Source organism: Albimonas pacifica, from assembly GCF_900113695.1.
GTDB lineage: Bacteria > Pseudomonadota > Alphaproteobacteria > Rhodobacterales > Rhodobacteraceae > Albimonas > Albimonas pacifica.
In genome coordinates, this window is record NZ_FOQH01000002.1 from 1 (window position 1) to 18,988 (window position 18,988).

Genomic DNA, 18,988 nt, shown 5'->3' on the forward strand with positions numbered 1-18,988 from the left:
ACCTGAAGGTCGCAGGTTCAAATCCTGCCCCCGCAACCAGTTTGACCAATATTGCCAAACGCTTGAACGCCGCCCTCCAGGGCGGCGTTCGCGTTCGTGCCGCATGCTCCCGACGACCGCTCCCGCCAGACCCGGACCCCTCAGGCGCCCGCATTCGCAAGGTCAAGGGCGGTGAGTTCGCCGCGGCCGCGGGCCCAGCTGTCGCGGACGCGCCGGGCGATGGCGGCGATCTCGTCGTCGGAAGGCTCGGCCTCCGGCTCGGGGTGCAGAGGGTCGACGTGGAACAGGTAGAGCCGCGCCGCGAACTGGTCGATGGGCAGCGACGCCTCGCCGTGGCGCTCGCCCTTGCCCTGGGTGGAGACCACGATCCCGCCGCCCCAGTCCTGGCCGCTGTCGTTGTTGGGATTGTAGAAATAGACCCGCATCGCCCCCTCGACGTCCGCGGCCATGCGCAGGATCGCGATCGCGTGCCAGCCCACGAAGCGGCCGGTCGCGTCGGTCACGGCGATGCCGGCGGGCTGGGGGTGGATCACCGGCTGGCCGCCGTTGAAGCGCGGGTGATAGGCCGCGTAGAAGCGGCGCAGGAAGCCCTCGATGTCCGCGAGACGGCCTGTCGGCACGTCCACCGCGATGGCGCAGTCGCGGCCGACCCACCAGCCATGGAACTCGGGGTTGATCCAGATGTGCGGGTCGTCGCCGCGGTCCCCGCACAGGCGCCCCATCTCCGCGTAGATCCGGTCGAGATGCGGCACCACGGTCAGCGACACCGGATCGGCGTCCAGCGGCGCCCAGGCGGCGAGCCCGGCGGGCAGGTCGGCGGAGTTGATCGGCCGGCCCTCGAAATGCATCAGGACGGTGTCGTGATGGGCCGCATTGGCGACGACGTGGAGCAGGAAGTCCGGGTCGTTCAGCGCCCACATGGCGATGGCCCGCGCGGACTGGCAGGTGGGGTTGGCCCCCTGGCCCACGCCCAGCGGCTGGCCCAGCACCTGCAGCACCCCGGCCACGAGCACCGAGCGCGGCGAGGCCGCCGGGCCGTAGGCCTGGGCGAGGCGGCGCTCCGCCTCCGGCGACAGGGTCAGGGAGAGCTGACGGCGCAGCGCCGGCGGGATCGCGGGGTGATGCAGGATCCCCCGCTCCAGCAGTTCGGCGAGGCCCAGCACCGCCTGCGGCATCCCCGAGGTCACGGCCACGGCCAGCAGGTCCTCGGCCAGCGCCTGGTGGCGCCGCCAGCAGTCGAGGCCGACGCTGGTCAGCCCCAGCGCCTCCGGCGCGAAGCCCGCGAGCCCGCCCGACAGCGCCCGGTCGAGGAAGGCCGCGTGGTAGTCGGAGACGAGGCCGGTGTCGTGCATCGCCCGCGCCAGCGTCCGCGCCTCCTGGGTCAGGGCCCATTCGTCCATCGCCTCGAGCCGGGCGCGATAGACCGCGAGCCCGGGGTCGTCGCGGCAGGCCTCCGTCGGGCCGAACAGCGCAGAGATCAGCCGGTCCGCGCCCAGGCGGGCGTCCCCCGCCTGGGCCGGGCGGGAGGCGAGCGTCACCGAGATCTGGGCGATCATCTCCTTGACCGCGTTCACCTGGATCGGCCGCTGGGCGAGGATCCGCCAGATCTCGGCCACCAGCACCCCGAGGACGTCCTGGAGGCCGATGCGGTCGGCGAGATGCTTCAGGAGCGCGCGGACCGCGGGTTCCATCCGCCGCTCCCGCGCCGCCTCGTCCGGGGGGGAGAACAGGCGCCGCAGGTTCAGCGCGAGGACCTGCGCCAGGTGGTGGCGGGCCCGGTCGGCGTGCAGGCCGGGATGCGACGCCTCCCCCAGCGCGACCTTGAGCAGGCGCAGCAGGCTGACCGCCTCCAGCGTCACGGTGGCCGGGGGGGCGGCGTCGAAGGTGGCGGGCACGAGCTGGGCCGACAGCGCCTCCGGCCGGTCCCAGTCGGAGCCGGCGAAGAGGCCGGCCGCGTCCAGGCGGGGGGCCATCGCCTCCAGCCGCTCGAGCCCGCCGGGCGCGGCCAGCAGGCGCTGCGCGAGGTCGAGGACCATGTGCTGGTGGCGCGACTTCGCGAACGGCCGCGCCGCCTCGAGCCGGTCCGTGGCCGCCTCCAGCATCGACTGGAGGCGGTCCGCGGCTTCGGGATCAGATGTCATGCGGCGTTTGGGCTCCGACGGGACGGGCGGACGGGCGGATCACACGTAGAAATCCAGGTCCTCCTGCGCTTTCAGGAGATCCCGGAGCTGGTGAGGATTATCGCCGAAAAAGTAAACCAGACCCCAATGGGTTCCGAAAGCCGTCCGTTTGGTCACCTTCTGCTCCATCGGCTGGGCGAGCTCGTGGGACTCGAAATAGGGGTGGTTCTGCGTCTCGTCGGGGATCCGCAGCTCGCTGACCACCCGCCGGCGCGGATAGGCGCCGAAGCAGCCGGCATGGCCGCGGGCGTCCTTGACCGGCTCGGGGAACATCGCGTCGAGCTCCTCCTGCGTGGTCTTGGGATCGAAGCAGGCGACGATGCCCTGGTAGCCGTTGAAGCCGTAGGCGCGCTCGATCAGCTCCAGCGCGTTGAAGCCGGGGGGGCGGTAGGCGATCTCTCCGAAGTACATGGTGCCGTCGGAGGTCACGAAATACTCCGGGTGGATGAAGCCGAAATCGATGTCGAAGGCCTCGATCAGCTTCTCGATCTCCTGGGTGATCTTGGCGCGCCAGCTCTCGAGCTCGGGCGTCGCCGGCACGAAGACCGAGTAGCCCAGGGTCACGTATTCCGAGATGTTGAGGAACTGGATCTTGCGGTCCTTGATCCAGCATTCCACCGCGAACTCCCAGCCGTCGAGGTGGCTCTCCAGCAGGGCGGGGAACTCGTCGGCGGAGATCGAGTCGACGTCCTCCACCGTGCGGATCGTGCGGTGGCCGAGGCAGCCGGCCTTGTCGAAGGCCTTGAAATGGATCGGGTCGTTCACGTCGCCGTCGAGCTTCAGCAGCGTCTGGTTGACGCGCTTGAGGAAGCGGATCACGTCGGCGTGGTTGTCGGCCTCCTCGAAGATGCCGACGCGGATGCCCGCGAGCTGGGCGCGCCGCTTCATCAGCGACTTGTCGCGGAACAGCATCGACTGGCCGAGCAGGCGCGGGTTGCCCAGCAGCACGGAGTTGATGGCGCCCGCCCACTCCACCGTCTCTTCGAAGAGCGGGATGGCGACGTCGCAGCCCTCGTCCTTGAGGATATGGGCGATCTCGTGGGAGCGCTCGTTGAGGCGGTCGAAGTCCCAGGCGATGAACGGGATGCCGTGTTCGCGGGCGTAGGGTTCGGCCCAGTAGGGGGCCACGATCACATATCGCCTGTCGAACCGGTCGATCGCGTCGATCGCGCCGAGGCTCCATCCGAGGATCGCGACGTAGCCTTTGTCGGGGTTCTTCTCCATGTCGAGACGAGCTCCTTTTGGTTCATAGGCGCCGCCGCCCGTCCATCCGCAGGGCAGGGATGAAGGCGCGACAGACCGGCCGCTGCGGAGCAGCGGCGACGGTCAGGCCAAGTCTGGTGATGGGGTTATCCTAGGGCGAAAGGCCCGTCGGGCAAATCCGGGCGGGGCCGCGGGGGCCCGCGGCGCGGCGTCCGGCGCCCCCTTGCGGGCCCCGGAAGGGGGGGCGGACGGGCGCGCGCCGGCGCCTCGGGCCGGCCGTTTCGACGGCCGGCCCGGGCGGGCGGGCGTCAGTCGAAGACGGCCGCGAGGTCGCTGGTCGTCGCGCCCTCCTTGATCTCCCGCAGCCGCGCATAGATCAGCACGACCGTGACGGCGGTCAGTCCGTAGGCGATGCCGCTGAAGAAGGCGTTGGCCAGCGCCGTCGCGGCGACGACCCAGCCGCCGCCGGTCTCGCCCAGCGCCTGCATGCCGAACCCTGCGGCCAGCAACAGGCCATAGGCGCAGATCCCGATGACGAAGAGGACGCCCGCGATCGGCCAGCGATATCCCTTCGTCAGCCTTGCGCTGCGCCTCAGCGCGCCGAAGCCCGCGCGCTCGATCGCCACGGCCGGGAAGGTGACGGAGAGGACGGCGTAGACCCACATCCCCGGCACGATCAACAGGATGAAGCCGACGCCGATCAGCAGCGTGGTCGCCATGGCCAGCACGACGAGCGGCACGATGCAGCGCAGCGTCGCCGCGAGATAGCCGGCCACAGGGCGCGTGCGCCCCTGTTTGAGGTCGTAGGCGAACAGCACGAGCAGGCCCGCGGTCAGCCCGAACAGGGCCATATTGACCGCCAGCCCGGACAGGTAGACGAAGACCCCCTCCGGCGTGCCGAACGCCGGCAGCTCCCGGCCGAGCGCCACGTCGAACCCGCCGATGGCGGCGACCAGCAGGATCCCCGCCAGGCTGGGCAGGCCGGCGATCGCGATCATCTTCGGAACGTTCCGGAAAAAGATCGAAAAGCTCTCGGCCAGGAGGCGGCCCACGCCCAGCGGCGTGCGACGGCCCGATGCATATTGGTGACTCAAGGTCTTGTCCCTCTTGAAATCGGCCCTGCGGCCGTTGCGGGTTCCCGCCCGGACCAGGCCCCGCAGCTTCGGGGGCGGCGTGCGACCGCGCCCGTCACCGCCTGGTCTCCCGGTGGAACTTGTCTGCGCGCGCCTCGCCCAGGATCCGTCTCTGCTCGAGATGGGCGCGCTGGGCGGTGTAGAAGGCGCGCAGGAAGCTCAGGTGCGCCGAGGGCGGCGTCGCCTCGGCGTAGTCGATCCTGGCGCGGATCCGCTCGACGATGGCCGCGCGCACCTGCCGGCGGCGGTCGATCTCGGCCGCGGTCGCCGGCGCCTGCTCCTCGACGCGCAGCACCCTCTCCAGGGTCTGCAGCTCGTAGGCGCCGTAGTGCTCGAGGTGGCGGGTCATGAAGCCGAACGCGTCCGCCCCCGAGGCCGTCGCCGTCGCCGGGGCGGTGGAGGAGAGGTCGCTCGGCAGAACGGGCTCGGGCAGGTGGACCACGCAGGTCCCCGCCATGAGGTCGCCCAGCCGCCGGCGCCGCCGGTTCGAGAGCACGATCGCCACGGCGCCCGTCGTCCAGGCGAGCGCGATCAGCGAGGGCGCGAGCCGCTCGGCGTCCAGGGACAGGACCAGCGTCGCGGGAAGGAAGACCTCGGCCTCCTTCATCAGGTTGCGCAGCACCAGCGCATGGGGGGTCAGCGGCCCGCCGTCATGGGCCACGACCTTGATCTTCATCATCTTCTTGCCCAGCGTCTGCCCGTTCCAGGCAAGCTCGCTCAGCACGTAGTAGGGGACGCGCACGATCAGGAACAGCGCCGCGCCGATCCCTGCGAGCCAGATCGGCGCGACCGCGCCGGTCACGACGAGCAGCAGGATCGCCGCCGCGGCCGCGAGCCCGGAGATGGCGATGTCGGCGATCTGGGCGCCGACGTGCACCCCGAAGCCGGCCACCGGGAAGCGCAGCGGCACGCCCTCGGGGGGCGTGAGGATGTCGGGATCGGCGCTCACGCCGCGCCCCGCCCCGCCAGGCGGACCCACGCCAGCCAGAGCCCGCCGATCGTCCAGCCGATCAGCACGCGGAACCGCAGGTCCTGGACGAGCTGGCGGCCGAACCCCTCCAGCAGCGCCGCCGCGAGCAGCATCAGCGCGGCGACCAGCGCCAGCTTCGCGGCGTCGCGGCCGGCGAGGCGGATCGCCTCGGCCCGCGACCGGTCGCCGGGAAACAGCACGGCGGTCCCCAGCTGGAGCCCGCCCGCGCAGGCGATGCAGATCGCCGACAGCTCGGTCACGCCATGGATCGACAGCCAGCCGAACACGTCCCAGCCGAGGCCGCGGTCGATGTGCAGCGCCACGAAGGCGCCCAGGATCAGGCCGTTGTAGAAGGTCAGCAGGAGCGCCGGCGCGCAGGCGAACACGCCCAGCCCGAAGATGAAGATCGCGATGCGCGTGTTGTGCGAGAACAGGTAGGTCGCGAAGGCCGCGAGCCCCCCGCCGTCCGGCGGCCCGTAGATGGCCGCGCGCAGCTCGGCGGCGGAGGAGCCCGGTCCGCGGCCGTCCGCCAGCTCGGTCGGCATGAACACGGAATACCACGACGGGTCGTCGAAATAGAGCGTCCCGCCCGCCAGGGCGCCGAGCGCCATCGTCGCGACGCCGACGAGGACGAACGCCCAGGCCCGGCGCATCGCGGCCGGGGCCGAGACGGCGAGGAAGCGGCGGAACAGCCCGCCGATCCGCTCCTGCGGCGCGTAGACCGACAGGTAGGCGCGCGCCGTCGGCGCCTCGAGATAGTCGAGCAGCGCCCGGTCGAGCGAGATCTCCCGCGCCACGGCGAGGGAGGTGGCCGCCTGCCGGTAGAGCTCGGCCAGGTCGCGCGCCTCGGCGAAGTCCATGCGGTGGACGCCGCGGCGCTCGGCCAGCGCGACCAGCGCCTCGAGCCGCCGCCAGTCGGCTTCGCGCTCGGCGCGGAAGCGGCTCGAGCGGATGAGATCCGGGGTTCCCTGCATCAGAGCATCTTCCGCGCCTTGATCTCGAGATAGGCCGCCACCAGCCGCCCCGTGGTCTCGCCGGGGCGCACGTCGAGCACGCTCACGCCCAGCCGCGCCAGCCGCTCGAACACGATGCGGCGGTCCTGGAGGAGCTGGCCGGCGGCGATCAGCTCCACGGCGCCGTCGAGGCTGGCGGGCGGGGTCTCGGCGATGCGCTCCAGCTCCGGATCGCGGATCGCGACGAAGATCACGAGATGCGTCTTCGAGATGAGCGCCGCCGCCTCGACGACCAGCTCGGCCGAGGCGGCGTCGACGAAGTCGGCGAAGACCACGACCAGGCTGCGCTTGGGGGTGCGGGCCTTCAGCGTGCCGAGCCCCAGCACGTGGTTCGTCGCGCGCGGGGCGTAGGCGAGCCCGGCGGCCCAGCGCCGCATGCGGGCGAAGGCGAGCCGGCCGGGCGCGGGGGCCACGAAGCTGGTGGGGCGCGCCTCGTAGGCGAAGAAGCCCACGAGGCCGCCCCCGACCGCCGCCGCCCAGGCCGTCGCCAGCGCGGCGTTGATGGCGTGGTCGATCTTGGGCAGGCCGGCGACCTCCTCGCGCATCAGGTGGCCGGTGTCGAGCGCGAGGATCACGTGGTGGTTGCGCTCCGCCCGCAGCTCCTTCGAGAGCAGGGTGCGCCGCCGGGCCGAGCGCTTCCAGTCGATCGCCTTGACGTCCATGCCCGGGGCGAACTCGCGGAGCTGGTGGAACTCCGACCCCTCGCCGACCGCGCGGTTCTCCTTGATGCCGTGAAGGGTCGACAGGACCGTGGTCGCGATCGCGCCCGACTGCACGGGCCGGATGTTGGGGACCACGGCGATCCGGGCGCCCAGCCTGCGGCGGGCCACGACCTCGAACAGGCCCAGGCGCGACGGCCAGGTCAGCCACAGCCGCTCGAGCGTCCATTCCCCGCGGCGCGCGGCGCGCATCGGCGCCGTCGCGCACAAGCGCCCGGCCGCAGTCCCGAAGGCGAAGGCCGCCGGGCCGGAGAGGCCGGCCGGCCACTCCACCGCCCCCGTCAGGCCGGCGACGGCCGCGCTCGGCGACAGCCGCAGGTCGGCGGTCTCGCCCACGAAGATCTCGTCCGGCGCCGTCGCCTCGACCCGCAGTCCGCGGCGGGCGGAGAGCACGGCGTCGCCCGCCGCGGCCAGGGCGAGGATCGCCCACGGCGTCGCCGCGAGGTCCGGGGCGAGCAGCGTCCCGGCCAGCGTCAGGACCAGGGCGGCGAGCCCCAGCATCAGCAATCTGCGCGTCGGACGGATCAGTGCGGCGCCTCGATCTGGTCGAGGATGGTCTCCAGCGCCGTCCCCGCGTCGCGCCCCTCGATCTCGGCGGTGGGGCCCAGCACGATCCGGTGGCGCATCGCGGGCAGGTACAGGCGCTTCACGTCGTCGGGAATGGCGTAGTCGCGCCCGTCGAGCGCGGCGGCCGCGCGGGCGGCGCGGGCGAGCGAATCCGCGGCGCGGGTGGAGGCGCCGTGCGCGATCTCGGCCGTCTCGCGCGTGGCGCGGACCAGGCGCACGATGTAGCGCAGGATCTCGTCGCCGAGGATCACGCCGTCGACCAGCCGCCGGCTGTCGGCGAGCGTCGCGGCGTCCAGCACGGGCGCGAGCGCGGCGGTCTCCGACCCGGCGGCCAGAGGCGCGTCCGCGTGGCGGCGCAGGATCGAGAACTCGACGCTCTCGGGCGGGAAGTCGATCTCGAGCTTGAACAGGAACCGGTCGAGCTGCGCCTCGGGCAGGGGGTAGGTCCCCTGCTGCTCGATCGGGTTCTGGGTGGCGATCACCAGGAACGCGTCGCCGAGATCGTGGTCGGTCCCGTCGATGCTGACGGCGTTCTCGTTCATCGCCTGCAGCAGGGCGGCCTGGGTCTTCGGCGGCGCCCGGTTGATCTCGTCCGCGAGCAGGACCTGGCTGAAGATCGGCCCCCTGGCGAGGGTGAACTCGTTGGTCTGGAAGTTGAAGATCGAGGCGCCCAGGATGTCGCCCGGCATCAGGTCCGGCGTGAACTGGATGCGCCCGAACCGCAGGTCGAGCGCCGCCGAGAAGCTGCGCGCTAGCAGCGTCTTCGCCGTCCCCGGCGGGCCTTCCAGCAGCACGTGGCCGCGGGCGAAGAGGGCGGTCAGGAGCAGGTCCACGGCCTCCTCCTGGCCCTGCACCCGCCGTCCGATCTCGGTGCGGAGCGCATCGGCCCGTCCGCGCAGCGCTTCAAGCGTCATCGTTCAATCGCTCCAACAGGATCTCCAGTTCGTCCACGCAGGCGACGGCCGCCTCGGGCGGCAGATCAGGGGGCGCGGCGCGGATCCGCCCGAGCAGGGCGGCCAGCCGCTTGCCCAGGGCGGCATCGCGCCGCCGCGCGAGCCGCAGGACCGCGGTCTCGGCCGGCTCCGGGCCGCGGGGGCCGAGCAGCCGGCGCGCCGTCGAGCCGATCCGGGCCTGGGCGTAGGCTTGCACCAGCGCGCCGTCCTGGCCGGTCAGGCGCATGAGCCGCGCCCGCGCGCCCAGCATCGCCGCGCGGGAGGGCGGGCGCCTCGCCTCGCCGTCCGCCGCCGGACCGGCGCGGACCGCGCCCCGCCACACGAACAGCGCCAGCGTCGCCCCGGCTCCCAGCCACAGAAGGCTGAAGGGGAAGGCCAGGAACCGGGCGAGGTCGGCCCAGGTGCGCGCCGGGCTCCCGCGACCGCGCTCCGCCGTCAGCCAGGTCTCGAGGCTGTAGTCGACGATCACCCGCCTTCCGTCCGCCAGCCGGCCGACGAGATCCCGGGCGATGCGCGCGTTGTCGCCGAGCCGCAGGCCGTGGTTGTTCAGCAGGTCGGGATCGGAGAGGACATGCACCCAGCCCTCGCCGTCCGCGAGCTCCGTCGGGCAGAGGCCGAGGATCATCGCGCCGGGCCGGCCGATCTCGGGGCGGCAGCCGGCGCCCTCGAAGGTCCGGGCGAGGGGGAGCCGCGCCGTCAGCGTCCGGCCGTCCGCGCCGCGATAGGCGAAGTCGGAGAAGGGCGCCGTCGCCTGCCCGATCGCGCCGGCGGCCGCGGCCGGCCGGCCGAGGACCCGCTCCAGCAGCCGGGAGACGTCGGCCGGGTCGATCAGCAGGTCGGGATGGGCGACGCCGGTCAGGCGCATGCCGCTGCGCCACTTCGGCAGGACGAGCAGCGCGGGCGCCATCCCGACCTTCTCGCGCAGCGTCCGCGCGTCCATGTCGATCTCGTCGCGCTGCAGGCGCAGCTCGGTCTCGGTGGCGGGCGCGACGCGGGCTTCGTCGAGCGCGGCGTCGTAGACCGGCAGGACGGTCAGCCCCACCTCCCGGGCGGGGATCGTCCAGCCGCCCCGGAAGGACTGCGCGTCGAGCCCCCCCTCCGCGAGCCAGATCGCCAGCCCGTCGAAGCCCGACGGCGCCTGGCGGAGCGGCTGGTCGCGCCCGGCGGCGAAGAGCAGCATCGCGCCCAGGGCGGCGGCGAGCGACACGAGGACGACGATGGCGTCCAGGGGCGTGGACGCGGCGCGGCCGGGCGTCGGGCGGGCCGGGGCCGGGGCGCTCACGCCGCCCGCCCGTCGAACAGCGGCGCGACGCTCCGGGCGAGGCGGGCGAACTCCGCCTCGCTCATCTCCCGGTCGCCGAACTGGACATGTTCCGCGGCCCGCACCAGCGGGCGCAGGCCCCCGGCCGCGTCGCGGGGCAGGCGGGCCAGCAGCTCGCGCGCGGTCCAGCTCGACCGCCAGCGCATCCCATGGCGCTCCGCGGCCTGCAAGAGGGCGCTGCGCGCGAGGTCGACGACCGCGGCGCTCCAGTCGTCGCGGGCCATGATCTCGGCGAGGCTGGGCGGCGTCGTCTCGGTCGTTTCGGGGGGGCGGCCGCCCGTTCGCGCCGCCGCGGCCGCGTTGCGCGGCTGCGCCCGGAAGGAGGCCGAGACCGGCGCGCCGAAGCGCCGGACGTGAAGAGCCACGCCCGCCAGGACCAGGACCGCGATCGCGCCGAGGACGATCTTCAGCGACACGGCCGGGACCACGCCGCTCCAGTCGCGCCCGGGCCGCTGGGGCAGGCCGCGGGTCGCCCGTTCGGGCAGCGGCGCGTTCGGGTCGGCGTAGGTCACGTCGGCGTCCACGCGCCGCCCGACGGTCTCGAGATAGCTCCGCCCGCTCTCGGACACCGCCGACGGCGGCGTCTCCGCGCCCCGGGCGCTGGCGACGCCGGGTCCCGACGAAAGGATTAAGACAATGAGCGTGATGCAGAAATTTCTCATCCGCCGCCACTCAAGCGCAGGATGCTCGGCGATGCAGTCGCTTCTCGGCGGGCGGCGCGGGGCCCCTCCGCCGTCTCCGCCTCAGCGCCCCAGCGAGGTCTCCCAGGCGTCGAGGAAGTCCTTGCGCTTGAGGGCGTCGAGGTAGGTCAGCAGGCCGGGGGCGAGGCGGATGGGCACGAAGGCGCCGAGGCGCTCGTGGATGCGGCGCTCGATCTCCCGCTCGGCGGGGGGCGACGGGACGAGGGAAAGCAGCGGGGTCTGCGCGGCGACGATCCGCTGGCCCTCTTCCGAGAGCAGGAAGGCCACGAACCGGTCCGCGAGCTCGGGGTTGCGCGCGCCCTTCGGGACGAAGGCGGTGCGCGACATCACCAGGTTGTAGTCGTCGAAGAAATGCAGGCCGAGGTGGGGCTCCGCCTCCGCCTGGGCGGCGGCGTAGGAGCCGATGGCGTTGAAGACGAAGGCGAGCTCGCCCCGCGCCGTCGCCGCGACCATCTCCGAGGTGCAGCAGAAGGTGCGCACATCCGCCCGGCCCAGCACCTCGAACAGCCGCAGCGCCTGGGGGCCCTGCAGGCTGTCCTGCGTCGCATAGAGATAGCCCACGCCCGAGAGCGCGATGTCGTAGGTCCCGATCCGCCCGCGGAAGCGGTCCTCGTTCTCGCGCACGAAGGTCGCGAGGTCGCGGTGGCTGGCGGGAAGCTCCTCGGGCGAGACCGCCTGCCGATCGTAGATCATCACCGCCGGCTCGAAGGTGAAGCCGAAGATCTCGGAGCGCCACGCCGCCCAGGGCGGCGGCACGATCTGGGGCGGCAGCTCGATGCGCCGCGCGAGGCCCCGGTTGACCAGGTCCACCTGCAGGTCCATCGCCGAGGAGATCACCACGTCCGGCGGCGCCGCGTCGCCGAGATCGAGCATCGCGCGGTGCAGGTCGAGGGTCTGGAACTCCACATAGTCGACCGCGACGCCGGGGGTGCGGGCCTCGAACGCCTCGATCAGGGGCCGGATGGCGGGCGCGTCGGTGGCGCTGTGCACGACAAGCGTCTGCGCGCGCGCCCCGCCCGCCGCGAGCGGCAGGCAGGCCGCGAGCAGCAGCGCCGCGAGAATCCGCCTGAAGATCAAGGTCGCCTCCAGTCCTCCCAGCCGCGAGCGGGCGAGCGTCAGCTCCGCCCCGTGCCCGTCGGCCACCGCCTTGACGATCGAGAGCCCGAGGCCCGAGCCGGCGCTGGCCTGCGAGAGCGAGGTGAAGCGCTCGGTCGCGCGGGGCAGGTCCGCCTCCGCGATGCCGGGGCCGGCGTCCTCGACGCGCAGGCGGATGCGGTCGCCCGCGCCCTCCAGCGTGATGGCGACGGCGGTGTCGGGCGGCCCGTGGCGCACGGCGTTCTCGATCAGGTTTCGCAGCGCCTCGCGGATCGAGACGCTGTCGCCCTCGATCACGTCCTCGCCCTCGGCGACGGCCTCGCCCACGAAGGACAGCGAGACCCGCCGCATCCGGCTGTCGCGCAGGCTCTCGGCCAGGACGTCGCGCACCAGCGGCTTGAGGGCGGTGGGCCGCAGGCTGGCGCGGTCGGAGCGGTGGATGACCATGGCGTTGGCCAGCAGCTGGTTGGTCAGCCGCACCGTGCGCGCCGCCTGCCGGTCGGCCTTCAGCACGCGCGAGCGCATCTTCTCGTAGTCCTCGGCGTCGACGGCCAGCGACAGGTGCCCCTGCAGCGCCGACAGCGAGGTGCGGGTCTGGTGGGCGACGTCGGCGATGAAGGTCTCGGTCAGGCTCCGGCTGCGGCGCAGGCTGCGGATGAAGCCGTTGATCGCGTCGAACAGGCCCCGGATCTCGCGCGGGGGGGCGCCCTCGACCTCGCGCAGGTCGGAGGGCTCGCGCTGCGCGAGGTCGGCCGCGATCTGGCGCAGCGGCGAGAGCGAGGTGCGGATCGCCACCCACACGAAGCCGAGCCCGATCAGCGACAGCACCGCCAGCCCCGCGAGGCCGGTCGCGAAGAACGAGAGCTGCTGCGCGCGCCGCCGCTCGACCGTCTGGCCGATCTGCACCGCCACCCACTGCCGCCCGCCCGAGCCGGCGAGCTGCCGGCCCTGGAGGACGAAGCGGAAGAGGGCGCCGCGGTAGTCCCGCTCGAAGAACGCCGGCGTCGCCTCGGGCTCGGCGCCGGGCGGGACGGGCAGGTCGCCGGCGCCGGTGATCTCGCGCTCGCCGGGGATGAAGATCCGGTACTGCACCCGGTCGACGGGGTTGAGCGACAGGATCTCCATCGCCGAGGTCGGCAGGTCCACCGTGACGCCCTCGGGCCCCTCGGAGACGCGCTCGAGGATGGCGAGCGCGGCGCCGGCCAGCAGCAGGTCATGGGTGCGGTCGGCGGCGTTGCGCGCGTAGCTCCACAGCAGCGCCGAGATCAGGATCAGCAGGATCGCGAAGGCCGCCGCCATCGACACCAGCAGCCGGCGCTGGAGCGAATGGCCGGCGGGGTCACTCATCGTCCGACAGATAGGCGATGTAGCCCAGGCCCCGCGCCGTCTTGATGACCAGGGGCGTGCCCTCGAGCTTGCGCCGCAGGCGGGTGACGAGCTGCTCGACCGCGTTCAGGCTCGGCGCCTCCTCGAAGGTGTAGAGGCGGTCGGCCACGTCCTCCTTGGTCAGCATCCGGCCCATGTTGTCGATCATGATCTCGAGGAGCTGGACCTCCCGCGCGCGCATCTGGGCGTCGCGGCCGTCGACGGTGGCGCGCTTCGCCGCCCGGTCGAAGACCAGCGAGCCGGCGGCGAAGACGTTGCTCGCCGCCCCCGCCCGCCGCCGCGCCAGCACCCGGCAGCGGGCCGAGAGCTCGCGGAAGTCGACGGGCTTGATCATGTAGTCGTCGGCCCCCGCATCCAGCCCGATCACCCGGTCGTCGATCTGGCTGCGGGCGGTGAGGATGATCACCGGCGTCTCGTCGGCGCGGTTGCGCAGCGAGCGCAGGACCTCGTAGCCGCTGCGCCCGGGCAGGTTCACGTCGAGCAGCACGATGTCGAACTTGAAGTGGCGCAGCAGCTCGTTGGCCTCGTCGCCGTCGCGCTCGCGGTCCACGGAATGCCCCTCGGCGCGGAGCCGATCGATGATCGTCTCGGCCAGGTCGTCGTTGTCTTCCACGAGCAGCATTCTCATGCCCGGAAATTAGCAGCGGGCGGGCGCCCCGCAAAGCGCAGGGTGACGTAGGCGCCGCCGTGTCAGCGTCCGGTCAGCTTCACGTCAGGGAACGCTCAGGCCCCGCGGCGATACACGCACGACCGGGGGAGGACCCGGAGAAAATCCGCTTGGGAGGATATCCATGTCGTTCGCACGCCTCGGCGCGGCCGCTTTCGCCGCCGCCGCCGTCTTCGCCGCGCCCGCCGTCGGCCAGAGCCGGATCGACGACCCCGAATGCGTCGCGCCCGCCAACCCGGGCGGCGGCTTCGACCTGACCTGCCGCGTCGCCCAGACCGGCCTCGCCCCCCATGTCGACGAGCCGATCCAGGTGACCTTCATGCCCGGCGGCATCGGCGCCGTGGCCTACAACCTGTTCAACACCACCCGCACCGAGGACGGCTCGGCCATCGTCGCCTTCTCGACCGGGTCGCTGCTCAACATCGTCACCGGCAAATACGGCGCCTTCACCGAGAAGGACGTGCGCTGGGTGGGGACCGCGGGCGCCGACTTCGGCGCCGTGGTGGTGCGCGCCGACAGCGATTACCGCGAGCTCGGGCAGCTGATGGACGACTTCTCCGCCGACCCGGCCTCGGTCGTGGTGGGCGCCGGCGGCTCGGTCGGCTCGCAGGACTGGATGAAGGGCGCGCTGCTGCTGCGCGAGGCCGGCGCCTCGCCGATGGCGATGCGCTACGTGGCCTTCGACGGCGGCGGCGACGCGATCGCGGCGCTGCTGGGCGGCTCGATCGAGGTCTACATGGGCGACGTGGGCGAGATGGTCTCGCATCTCGAGTCCGGCCAGATGCGCATCCTCGCCGTGATGGCCCCCGAGCGGCTGGAAGCCCCCTTCGCCGAGATCCCCACGGCGATGGAGCTGGGCTACGACGTCGAGTGGACGATCCTGCGCGGCTTCTACATGGGCGGCGGGGCCTCGGACGCCGAGTACCAGGCCTGGGTCGACGCCTTCCAGGCCGCCTACGCGACCCCCGAATTCGCCGCCGTCCAGAAGGAGCGGGGCCTGCTGCCCCTGAACCTCGCGGGCGCGGAGCTCCAGGCCTCGATCGAGCAGCGCGTGCAGACGCTGCGCGAGATCGCGGCCGAGGCGGGCCTGATCGCCAACTGATCCGGGCGCCCGCCTGCCGGCCCGCCGCCGCCCCAGGGCGGCGGGCCGGCTCCCCCCTCCATGCCCGCCCCAAGTTTCGAGGAGACCGTCATGGTCGACCGCCTGTTCGCGGGGGTGCTGCTGGTCGCGACGCTGGCCTATGCGGTCATCGCCTTCACCGCCATCAAAGCCCCGTTCCAATACGATCCGCTCGGCCCCGAGAGCTGGCCGCGGATCCTGTCGCTGGTCGCGATCGCCTGCCTGCTGTGGATCTTCTGGCGCCCCGACGCGTCCGCGATGGGCGTCGCCCGCCGGACCTGGTTCCGCCTCGGCGCCACGGTCGCGATGCTGATCGCCTATTCCGAGCTCTACGAGCCGCTGGGCTTCGTGCTCTCCACCCTGCTGTTCGGCACGGCGCTCTGCGCCATGCTCGGGGGCGGGATCGTGCGGGCGCTGGCCTTCGGGACGGCCGCCGGCGTGGCGGGCTACCTGCTGTGCGCGGTCCTGCTCGACCTCAACCTGCCCGCGGGCGAGCTGATCGAGCGGGCCATGCAGTCTTCCGACGAGAAAGGAGCGTCGTGATGGACGCCGTGCTTTCCGGCCTCGCGACCGGCTTCGGCGTCGCGCTCGATCCGTTCAACCTGTTCCTGGTGCTGGCGGGCTGCTTCGCCGGCACGCTGATCGGCGCGCTGCCGGGGCTGGGCCCGATCAACGGCGTGGCGATTCTGCTGCCCATCGCCTACGGGCTGGGCTTCGGGCCCGAGTCCGCGCTGATCCTGCTCGCCGGGATCTACTACGGTGCGGAATACGGGGGGCGGATCTCCTCGATCCTGCTCAACGTGCCGGGTGACGCGGGCGCGGTGATGACCACGCTCGACGGCAACCCGATGGCGCGGGCGGGCGAGGCGGGGCGGGCGCTGTCGCTCTCGGCCGTCGCCTCCTTCGTGGGCGGCACCTTCGCGGTGGTGCTGATGACGATGTTCGCGCCGATGCTGGCGAGCTTCGCCGTCACCTTCTCGCCGGCCGACTACGTGGCGCTGATGGTCTTCGCCTTCGCGTCGCTGGCGTCCCTGGTGGGCAGGAGCACGGTGAAGACCCTGCTCGGCGCCACCCTCGGGCTGATGCTGGCCACCATCGGCATCGACGCCAACACCGGCGTCGCGCGCTACACCTTCGGCATTCCCGACATCCTGGCGGGCATCGACTTCCTGATCGTGGTGGTGGGCCTGTTCGGCATGGCCGAGCTGCTGACCCTGGTCGAGCACCAGGTCGCGGGCCGGCTGAAGTCGCTGCCGGTGGACAAGAGCTTCGTGCGCATGGCCGACCTTGCGAAGTGCAGGTGGACCATCGTCCGGGCCTCGGTGATCGGCTTCTTCATCGGCATCCTGCCGGGCACCGGCGCCTCGGTCGCCTCGGCGGTGGCCTACGGGACCGAGAAGCGGATCTCGGACGGCGGCAAGACCTTCGGGACCGGCGACGTCCGCGGGCTGGCGGCGCCCGAGGCCGCCAACAACGCCGCCGCCGGCGGGGCGATGGTGCCGATGCTGACGCTGGGCATCCCCGGGTCGGGGACCACGGCGATCCTGCTGGGCGCGCTCCTGATGTTCAACATCCAGCCGGGCCCGATGATGTTCACCCAGCGGCCGGAGGTGGCCTGGGGGCTGATCGCGTCGATGTACATCGGCAACGTCGCGCTGCTGGTCATCAACCTGCCTCTGGTGGGCCTTTTCGCGCGGATGCTGACGATCCCCCAGCACTACCTGACGCCCCTGATCGCGATCCTCGCCTTCATCGGCATCTACACCATCGTCGGCAACCCCTTCGACCTGCTGCTGATCACCGGCCTCGGCGTCTTCGGGTGGTTCCTGCGCAAGCTCGACTTCTCGCTGGCGCCGGTGATCCTTGGCTTCGTGCTGGGCAGCCTGTTCGAGAACAACCTGCGCCGGGCGCTGTCGATCTCCGGCGGCGACTGGGGGATCCTGGTCGAGGACTACAAGAGCCTGACGCTCTACGCGCTGGCGGTGCTGGTGGTGCTCGCCCCGGTCTGGCTGGCCCGGCGGGCGCGGCGGATGGACGGCGAGGCCGCCGCCGACCGGGGCTGAGGCGATGGCGCGCGACCTGCGGTCCTGGGCGGTCACGCTCGCGGCCGGCTTCGCGGGGGCGGCCCTGGCCGCCCTCGCGGGCGTTCCGGCGGGGGCGCTGATCGGCAGCACGCTGGGCGTGCTCGCCCTTGCGGCGAGCGGGCGCGGCGTGGGCCTGCCGACGCAGCTTCGCGACCTCGCCTTCGCGACCATCGGCGTCTCGCTCGGCTCGGGCGTCGACGAGCGGCTGTTGGCGCAGTTCGACGCCTGGGCGGTCAGCCTCTCCATCCTGGTGCTGTCGCTGGTAGCCACGCTGGCCGCGGGGCGGTGGATCCTGACGCGGGGCTTCGGCCTCGACGCGCGGACCGCGACGCTGGCGAGCTCCCCGGGCACGATGTCGAACGCCATCGCCATGGCCGCGCAGGGGCATGGCGACGCGACGGCGGTGATGTTCCTGCAGGGGGGGCGCCTGCTGGTCCTGGTGATCGCCGTGCCGCCGCTGGCCGTGGCGCTGGAGGGCTCGGCCCAGGCCGCGCCCGGGGGCGGGGCGGCGATGGCGCCCGCGGCCTTCGCGGCGCTGCTGGCGCTCTCCCTCGGGCTGGGGCTGGCGGGCGGACGGGCGGGGATGCCGGCGGCGAGCCTTCTCGCCGGCATGGCGCTCAGCGCCGCGGGCCATGCCGCGGGGCTGGTCCATGGCGCGGCGCCGGCCTGGGCGATCTTCGCGGCCTTCGCGACCACCGGCGCCGTCGTCAGCACGCGGATGAGCCGGGTGACCGCCGCGCAGGCGCGCCGCCACGCGCTGGCCGGGGCCTCGGTGGTGGCGGCGACCCTGGCGCTGTCGCTGGTCTTCGCGCTGGCCGCGCAGGCCGCGACCGGCCTCCCCTTCGCGCAGGTCTGGATCGCCTATGCGCCGGGCGGGGTCGAGGCGATGGCCGCCATCGGCCTCTCGCTGGGCTACGACCCGGCCTATGTCGCGGTGCACCACTTCGTGCGGATCTTCGCGCTGGTCCTGATCGTGCCGGTCGCGCTGCGCCTCTGAGCCTCAGCCGGCGCCGGGCGCCGTGCGGCTGGCGCAGGTCCGCCGCAGGCGCTGCCGCGCGAGCGCATCCTGCTTGGGGGCGACGCCGAATTCGCGCGCGTATTCGCGGCTGAACTGCGAGACGCTCTCCTAGCCCTCTCGGCAGGCGGCGGCGCCGACGGTCGCCGCCTCGAACACCCTCAGCCGGCGCGCCTCTAGCAGGCGGGGCCGCTTCCGGAACCGCAGCGGCGTCGTCGCGGTCCGCGCCTTGAAATGCCGGTGGAAGGACGAGGGGCTCCTCCCCGCGATGGCGGCCAGCCGCTCGACCGGCCGCTTGCGCGAATAGTCGAGAGGCAGGGCTGGGATCGCCCGGGCGACGCGTTGCGCGTTCGACTCCGGCAGCGCCCGCCTGCGCAGCTCCCCGCCGCCCTGCAGCCCCTTGAAACCGCCCTCGAGCGCTTCCTCGCCGAAGGCGACGGCCAGCCCGCCGTGATGCTCGACCTCCTGCGCTTCCGGCCCGGCGGCCGGGGCGGCGGACCGCGCCTGCCGCGAGACGGCCGGCCCGATGCGCAAGGCGGCGCTGGCGGAGGCGGCGCTGCAGGCGCTCCGCACCGCCTCCGCCTGATCCCGGCGAAAGGCGCCTGCGGATGCGCAGCCCATGGACCCCGCGGGACAGGCCGTCCCGGCACGGACGCCTCGTCGTCGTCACCGGGACGGGAGGCCGTCGCCCGCATCCGGCGGGAGGCGCCACAGGGGCGGGCGAGCTTCGAGCCGCTCGACCTCGCCTCGGCCGCGGCCTTCGGGCGGCGGCTGGGCGCGGCGCGGGAGCGCGTCGACGTCCTGCTCAAAAACCCCGGGGCGATGACGCCGCCCCGGCGCCTGACGATGCGTGACGCGTTC

General features: G+C 73.1%; 16 protein-coding genes. 4 read left to right on the forward strand and 12 right to left on the reverse strand.

What is annotated here, in order from left to right; translation table 11 throughout:
* Positions 1-140: 140 nt before the first annotated feature.
* The 11 genes from BM064_RS02895 to BM064_RS02945 form a co-directional block, all read right to left on the reverse strand.
* Positions 141-2,141 carry a hypothetical protein gene (locus BM064_RS02895; protein ID WP_092857711.1) on the reverse strand — a complete coding sequence of 667 codons (2,001 nt, stop codon included), beginning with the start codon at positions 2,139-2,141 and terminating at the stop codon, positions 141-143.
* Between the two features lie 39 nt (positions 2,142-2,180).
* Positions 2,181-3,404: an ATP-grasp domain-containing protein gene (locus BM064_RS02900; protein ID WP_092857713.1), complete on the reverse strand. Its 1,224-nt coding sequence runs from the start codon at positions 3,402-3,404 to the stop codon at positions 2,181-2,183.
* Positions 3,405-3,691: 287 nt separating this feature from the next.
* Positions 3,692-4,477: a hypothetical protein gene (locus BM064_RS02905; RefSeq protein ID WP_218160940.1), complete on the reverse strand. Its 786-nt coding sequence runs from the start codon at positions 4,475-4,477 to the stop codon at positions 3,692-3,694.
* Positions 4,478-4,571: 94 nt separating this feature from the next.
* Entirely contained in the window at positions 4,572-5,465 is an 894-nt protein-coding gene (locus BM064_RS02910; protein WP_245779039.1) for an RDD family protein, read from the reverse strand.
* Entirely contained in the window at positions 5,462-6,460 is a 999-nt protein-coding gene (locus BM064_RS02915; RefSeq protein ID WP_092857719.1) for a stage II sporulation protein M, read from the reverse strand. Before BM064_RS02915 ends, BM064_RS02910 begins: the two co-directional genes overlap by 4 nt.
* Positions 6,460-7,719 (reverse strand): DUF58 domain-containing protein, encoded by a 1,260-nt coding sequence (locus BM064_RS02920; RefSeq protein WP_092857721.1) that lies wholly within the window; start codon positions 7,717-7,719, stop codon positions 6,460-6,462. The genes BM064_RS02915 and BM064_RS02920 overlap by 1 nt, the downstream gene beginning before the upstream one ends.
* A gap of 23 nt (positions 7,720-7,742) precedes the next feature.
* A complete protein-coding gene (locus BM064_RS02925) occupies positions 7,743-8,699 on the reverse strand; it encodes an AAA family ATPase (protein ID WP_092857723.1) in 957 nt (318 codons plus the stop codon).
* Positions 8,689-10,020 (reverse strand): hypothetical protein, encoded by a 1,332-nt coding sequence (locus tag BM064_RS02930; protein ID WP_092857725.1) that lies wholly within the window; start codon positions 10,018-10,020, stop codon positions 8,689-8,691. The genes BM064_RS02925 and BM064_RS02930 overlap by 11 nt, the downstream gene beginning before the upstream one ends.
* Entirely contained in the window at positions 10,017-10,628 is a 612-nt protein-coding gene (locus BM064_RS02935; protein WP_177236128.1) for a DUF4129 domain-containing protein, read from the reverse strand. The genes BM064_RS02930 and BM064_RS02935 overlap by 4 nt, the downstream gene beginning before the upstream one ends.
* Before the next feature lie 174 nt (positions 10,629-10,802).
* The gene (locus tag BM064_RS02940; protein ID WP_245779040.1) at positions 10,803-13,202 is read right to left on the reverse strand and encodes a sensor histidine kinase; all 2,400 of its coding nucleotides are present in this window, start codon (positions 13,200-13,202) and stop codon (positions 10,803-10,805) included.
* Entirely contained in the window at positions 13,195-13,863 is a 669-nt protein-coding gene (locus BM064_RS02945) for a response regulator transcription factor (RefSeq protein ID WP_218160941.1), read from the reverse strand. The genes BM064_RS02940 and BM064_RS02945 overlap by 8 nt, the downstream gene beginning before the upstream one ends.
* Before the next feature lie 169 nt (positions 13,864-14,032).
* Between BM064_RS02945 and BM064_RS02950 the strand changes: the two genes are divergently transcribed.
* The 4 genes from BM064_RS02950 (at position 14,033) to BM064_RS02965 (ending at position 18,109) form a co-directional block, all read left to right on the forward strand.
* On the forward strand, positions 14,033-15,010 hold the full coding sequence (locus BM064_RS02950; protein ID WP_092857731.1) for a Bug family tripartite tricarboxylate transporter substrate binding protein: 978 nt from the start codon (positions 14,033-14,035) through the stop codon (positions 15,008-15,010).
* Positions 15,011-15,100: 90 nt separating this feature from the next.
* Complete coding sequence (locus BM064_RS02955; RefSeq protein ID WP_092857733.1) at positions 15,101-15,571, forward strand: tripartite tricarboxylate transporter TctB family protein; 471 nt, start codon at positions 15,101-15,103, stop codon at positions 15,569-15,571.
* Positions 15,571-17,091 (forward strand): tripartite tricarboxylate transporter permease, encoded by a 1,521-nt coding sequence (locus tag BM064_RS02960; RefSeq protein ID WP_092857735.1) that lies wholly within the window; start codon positions 15,571-15,573, stop codon positions 17,089-17,091. The genes BM064_RS02955 and BM064_RS02960 overlap by 1 nt, the downstream gene beginning before the upstream one ends.
* A 4-nt stretch (positions 17,092-17,095) precedes the next feature.
* Complete coding sequence (locus BM064_RS02965; protein WP_092857737.1) at positions 17,096-18,109, forward strand: AbrB family transcriptional regulator; 1,014 nt, start codon at positions 17,096-17,098, stop codon at positions 18,107-18,109.
* Positions 18,110-18,238: 129 nt separating this feature from the next.
* Here BM064_RS02965 and BM064_RS02970 read toward each other — a convergent pair whose 3' ends face one another.
* Positions 18,239-18,700, reverse strand: a complete 462-nt coding sequence (locus BM064_RS02970) for a helix-turn-helix domain-containing protein (RefSeq protein WP_092857739.1) — start codon at positions 18,698-18,700, stop codon at positions 18,239-18,241.
* Between the last annotated feature and the right edge of the window lie 288 nt (positions 18,701-18,988).

Coding starts and splice junctions, on each gene's coding strand:
- BM064_RS02895 (WP_092857711.1), bottom strand. CDS start 2,141: ATGACATCTGATCCCGAAGCCGCGGACCGCCTCCAGTCGATGCTGGAG.
- BM064_RS02960 (WP_092857735.1), top strand. CDS start 15,571: ATGGACGCCGTGCTTTCCGGCCTCGCGACCGGCTTCGGCGTCGCGCTC.
- BM064_RS02915 (WP_092857719.1), bottom strand. CDS start 6,460: ATGCAGGGAACCCCGGATCTCATCCGCTCGAGCCGCTTCCGCGCCGAG.
- BM064_RS02965 (WP_092857737.1), top strand. CDS start 17,096: ATGGCGCGCGACCTGCGGTCCTGGGCGGTCACGCTCGCGGCCGGCTTC.
- BM064_RS02925 (WP_092857723.1), bottom strand. CDS start 8,699: ATGACGCTTGAAGCGCTGCGCGGACGGGCCGATGCGCTCCGCACCGAG.
- BM064_RS02955 (WP_092857733.1), top strand. CDS start 15,101: ATGGTCGACCGCCTGTTCGCGGGGGTGCTGCTGGTCGCGACGCTGGCC.
- BM064_RS02900 (WP_092857713.1), bottom strand. CDS start 3,404: ATGGAGAAGAACCCCGACAAAGGCTACGTCGCGATCCTCGGATGGAGC.
- BM064_RS02940 (WP_245779040.1), bottom strand. CDS start 13,202: ATGAGTGACCCCGCCGGCCATTCGCTCCAGCGCCGGCTGCTGGTGTCG.
- BM064_RS02920 (WP_092857721.1), bottom strand. CDS start 7,719: ATGCTGGGGCTCGCCGCCCTGGTCCTGACGCTGGCCGGGACGCTGCTC.
- BM064_RS02950 (WP_092857731.1), top strand. CDS start 14,033: ATGTCGTTCGCACGCCTCGGCGCGGCCGCTTTCGCCGCCGCCGCCGTC.
- BM064_RS02945 (WP_218160941.1), bottom strand. CDS start 13,863: ATGCTGCTCGTGGAAGACAACGACGACCTGGCCGAGACGATCATCGAT.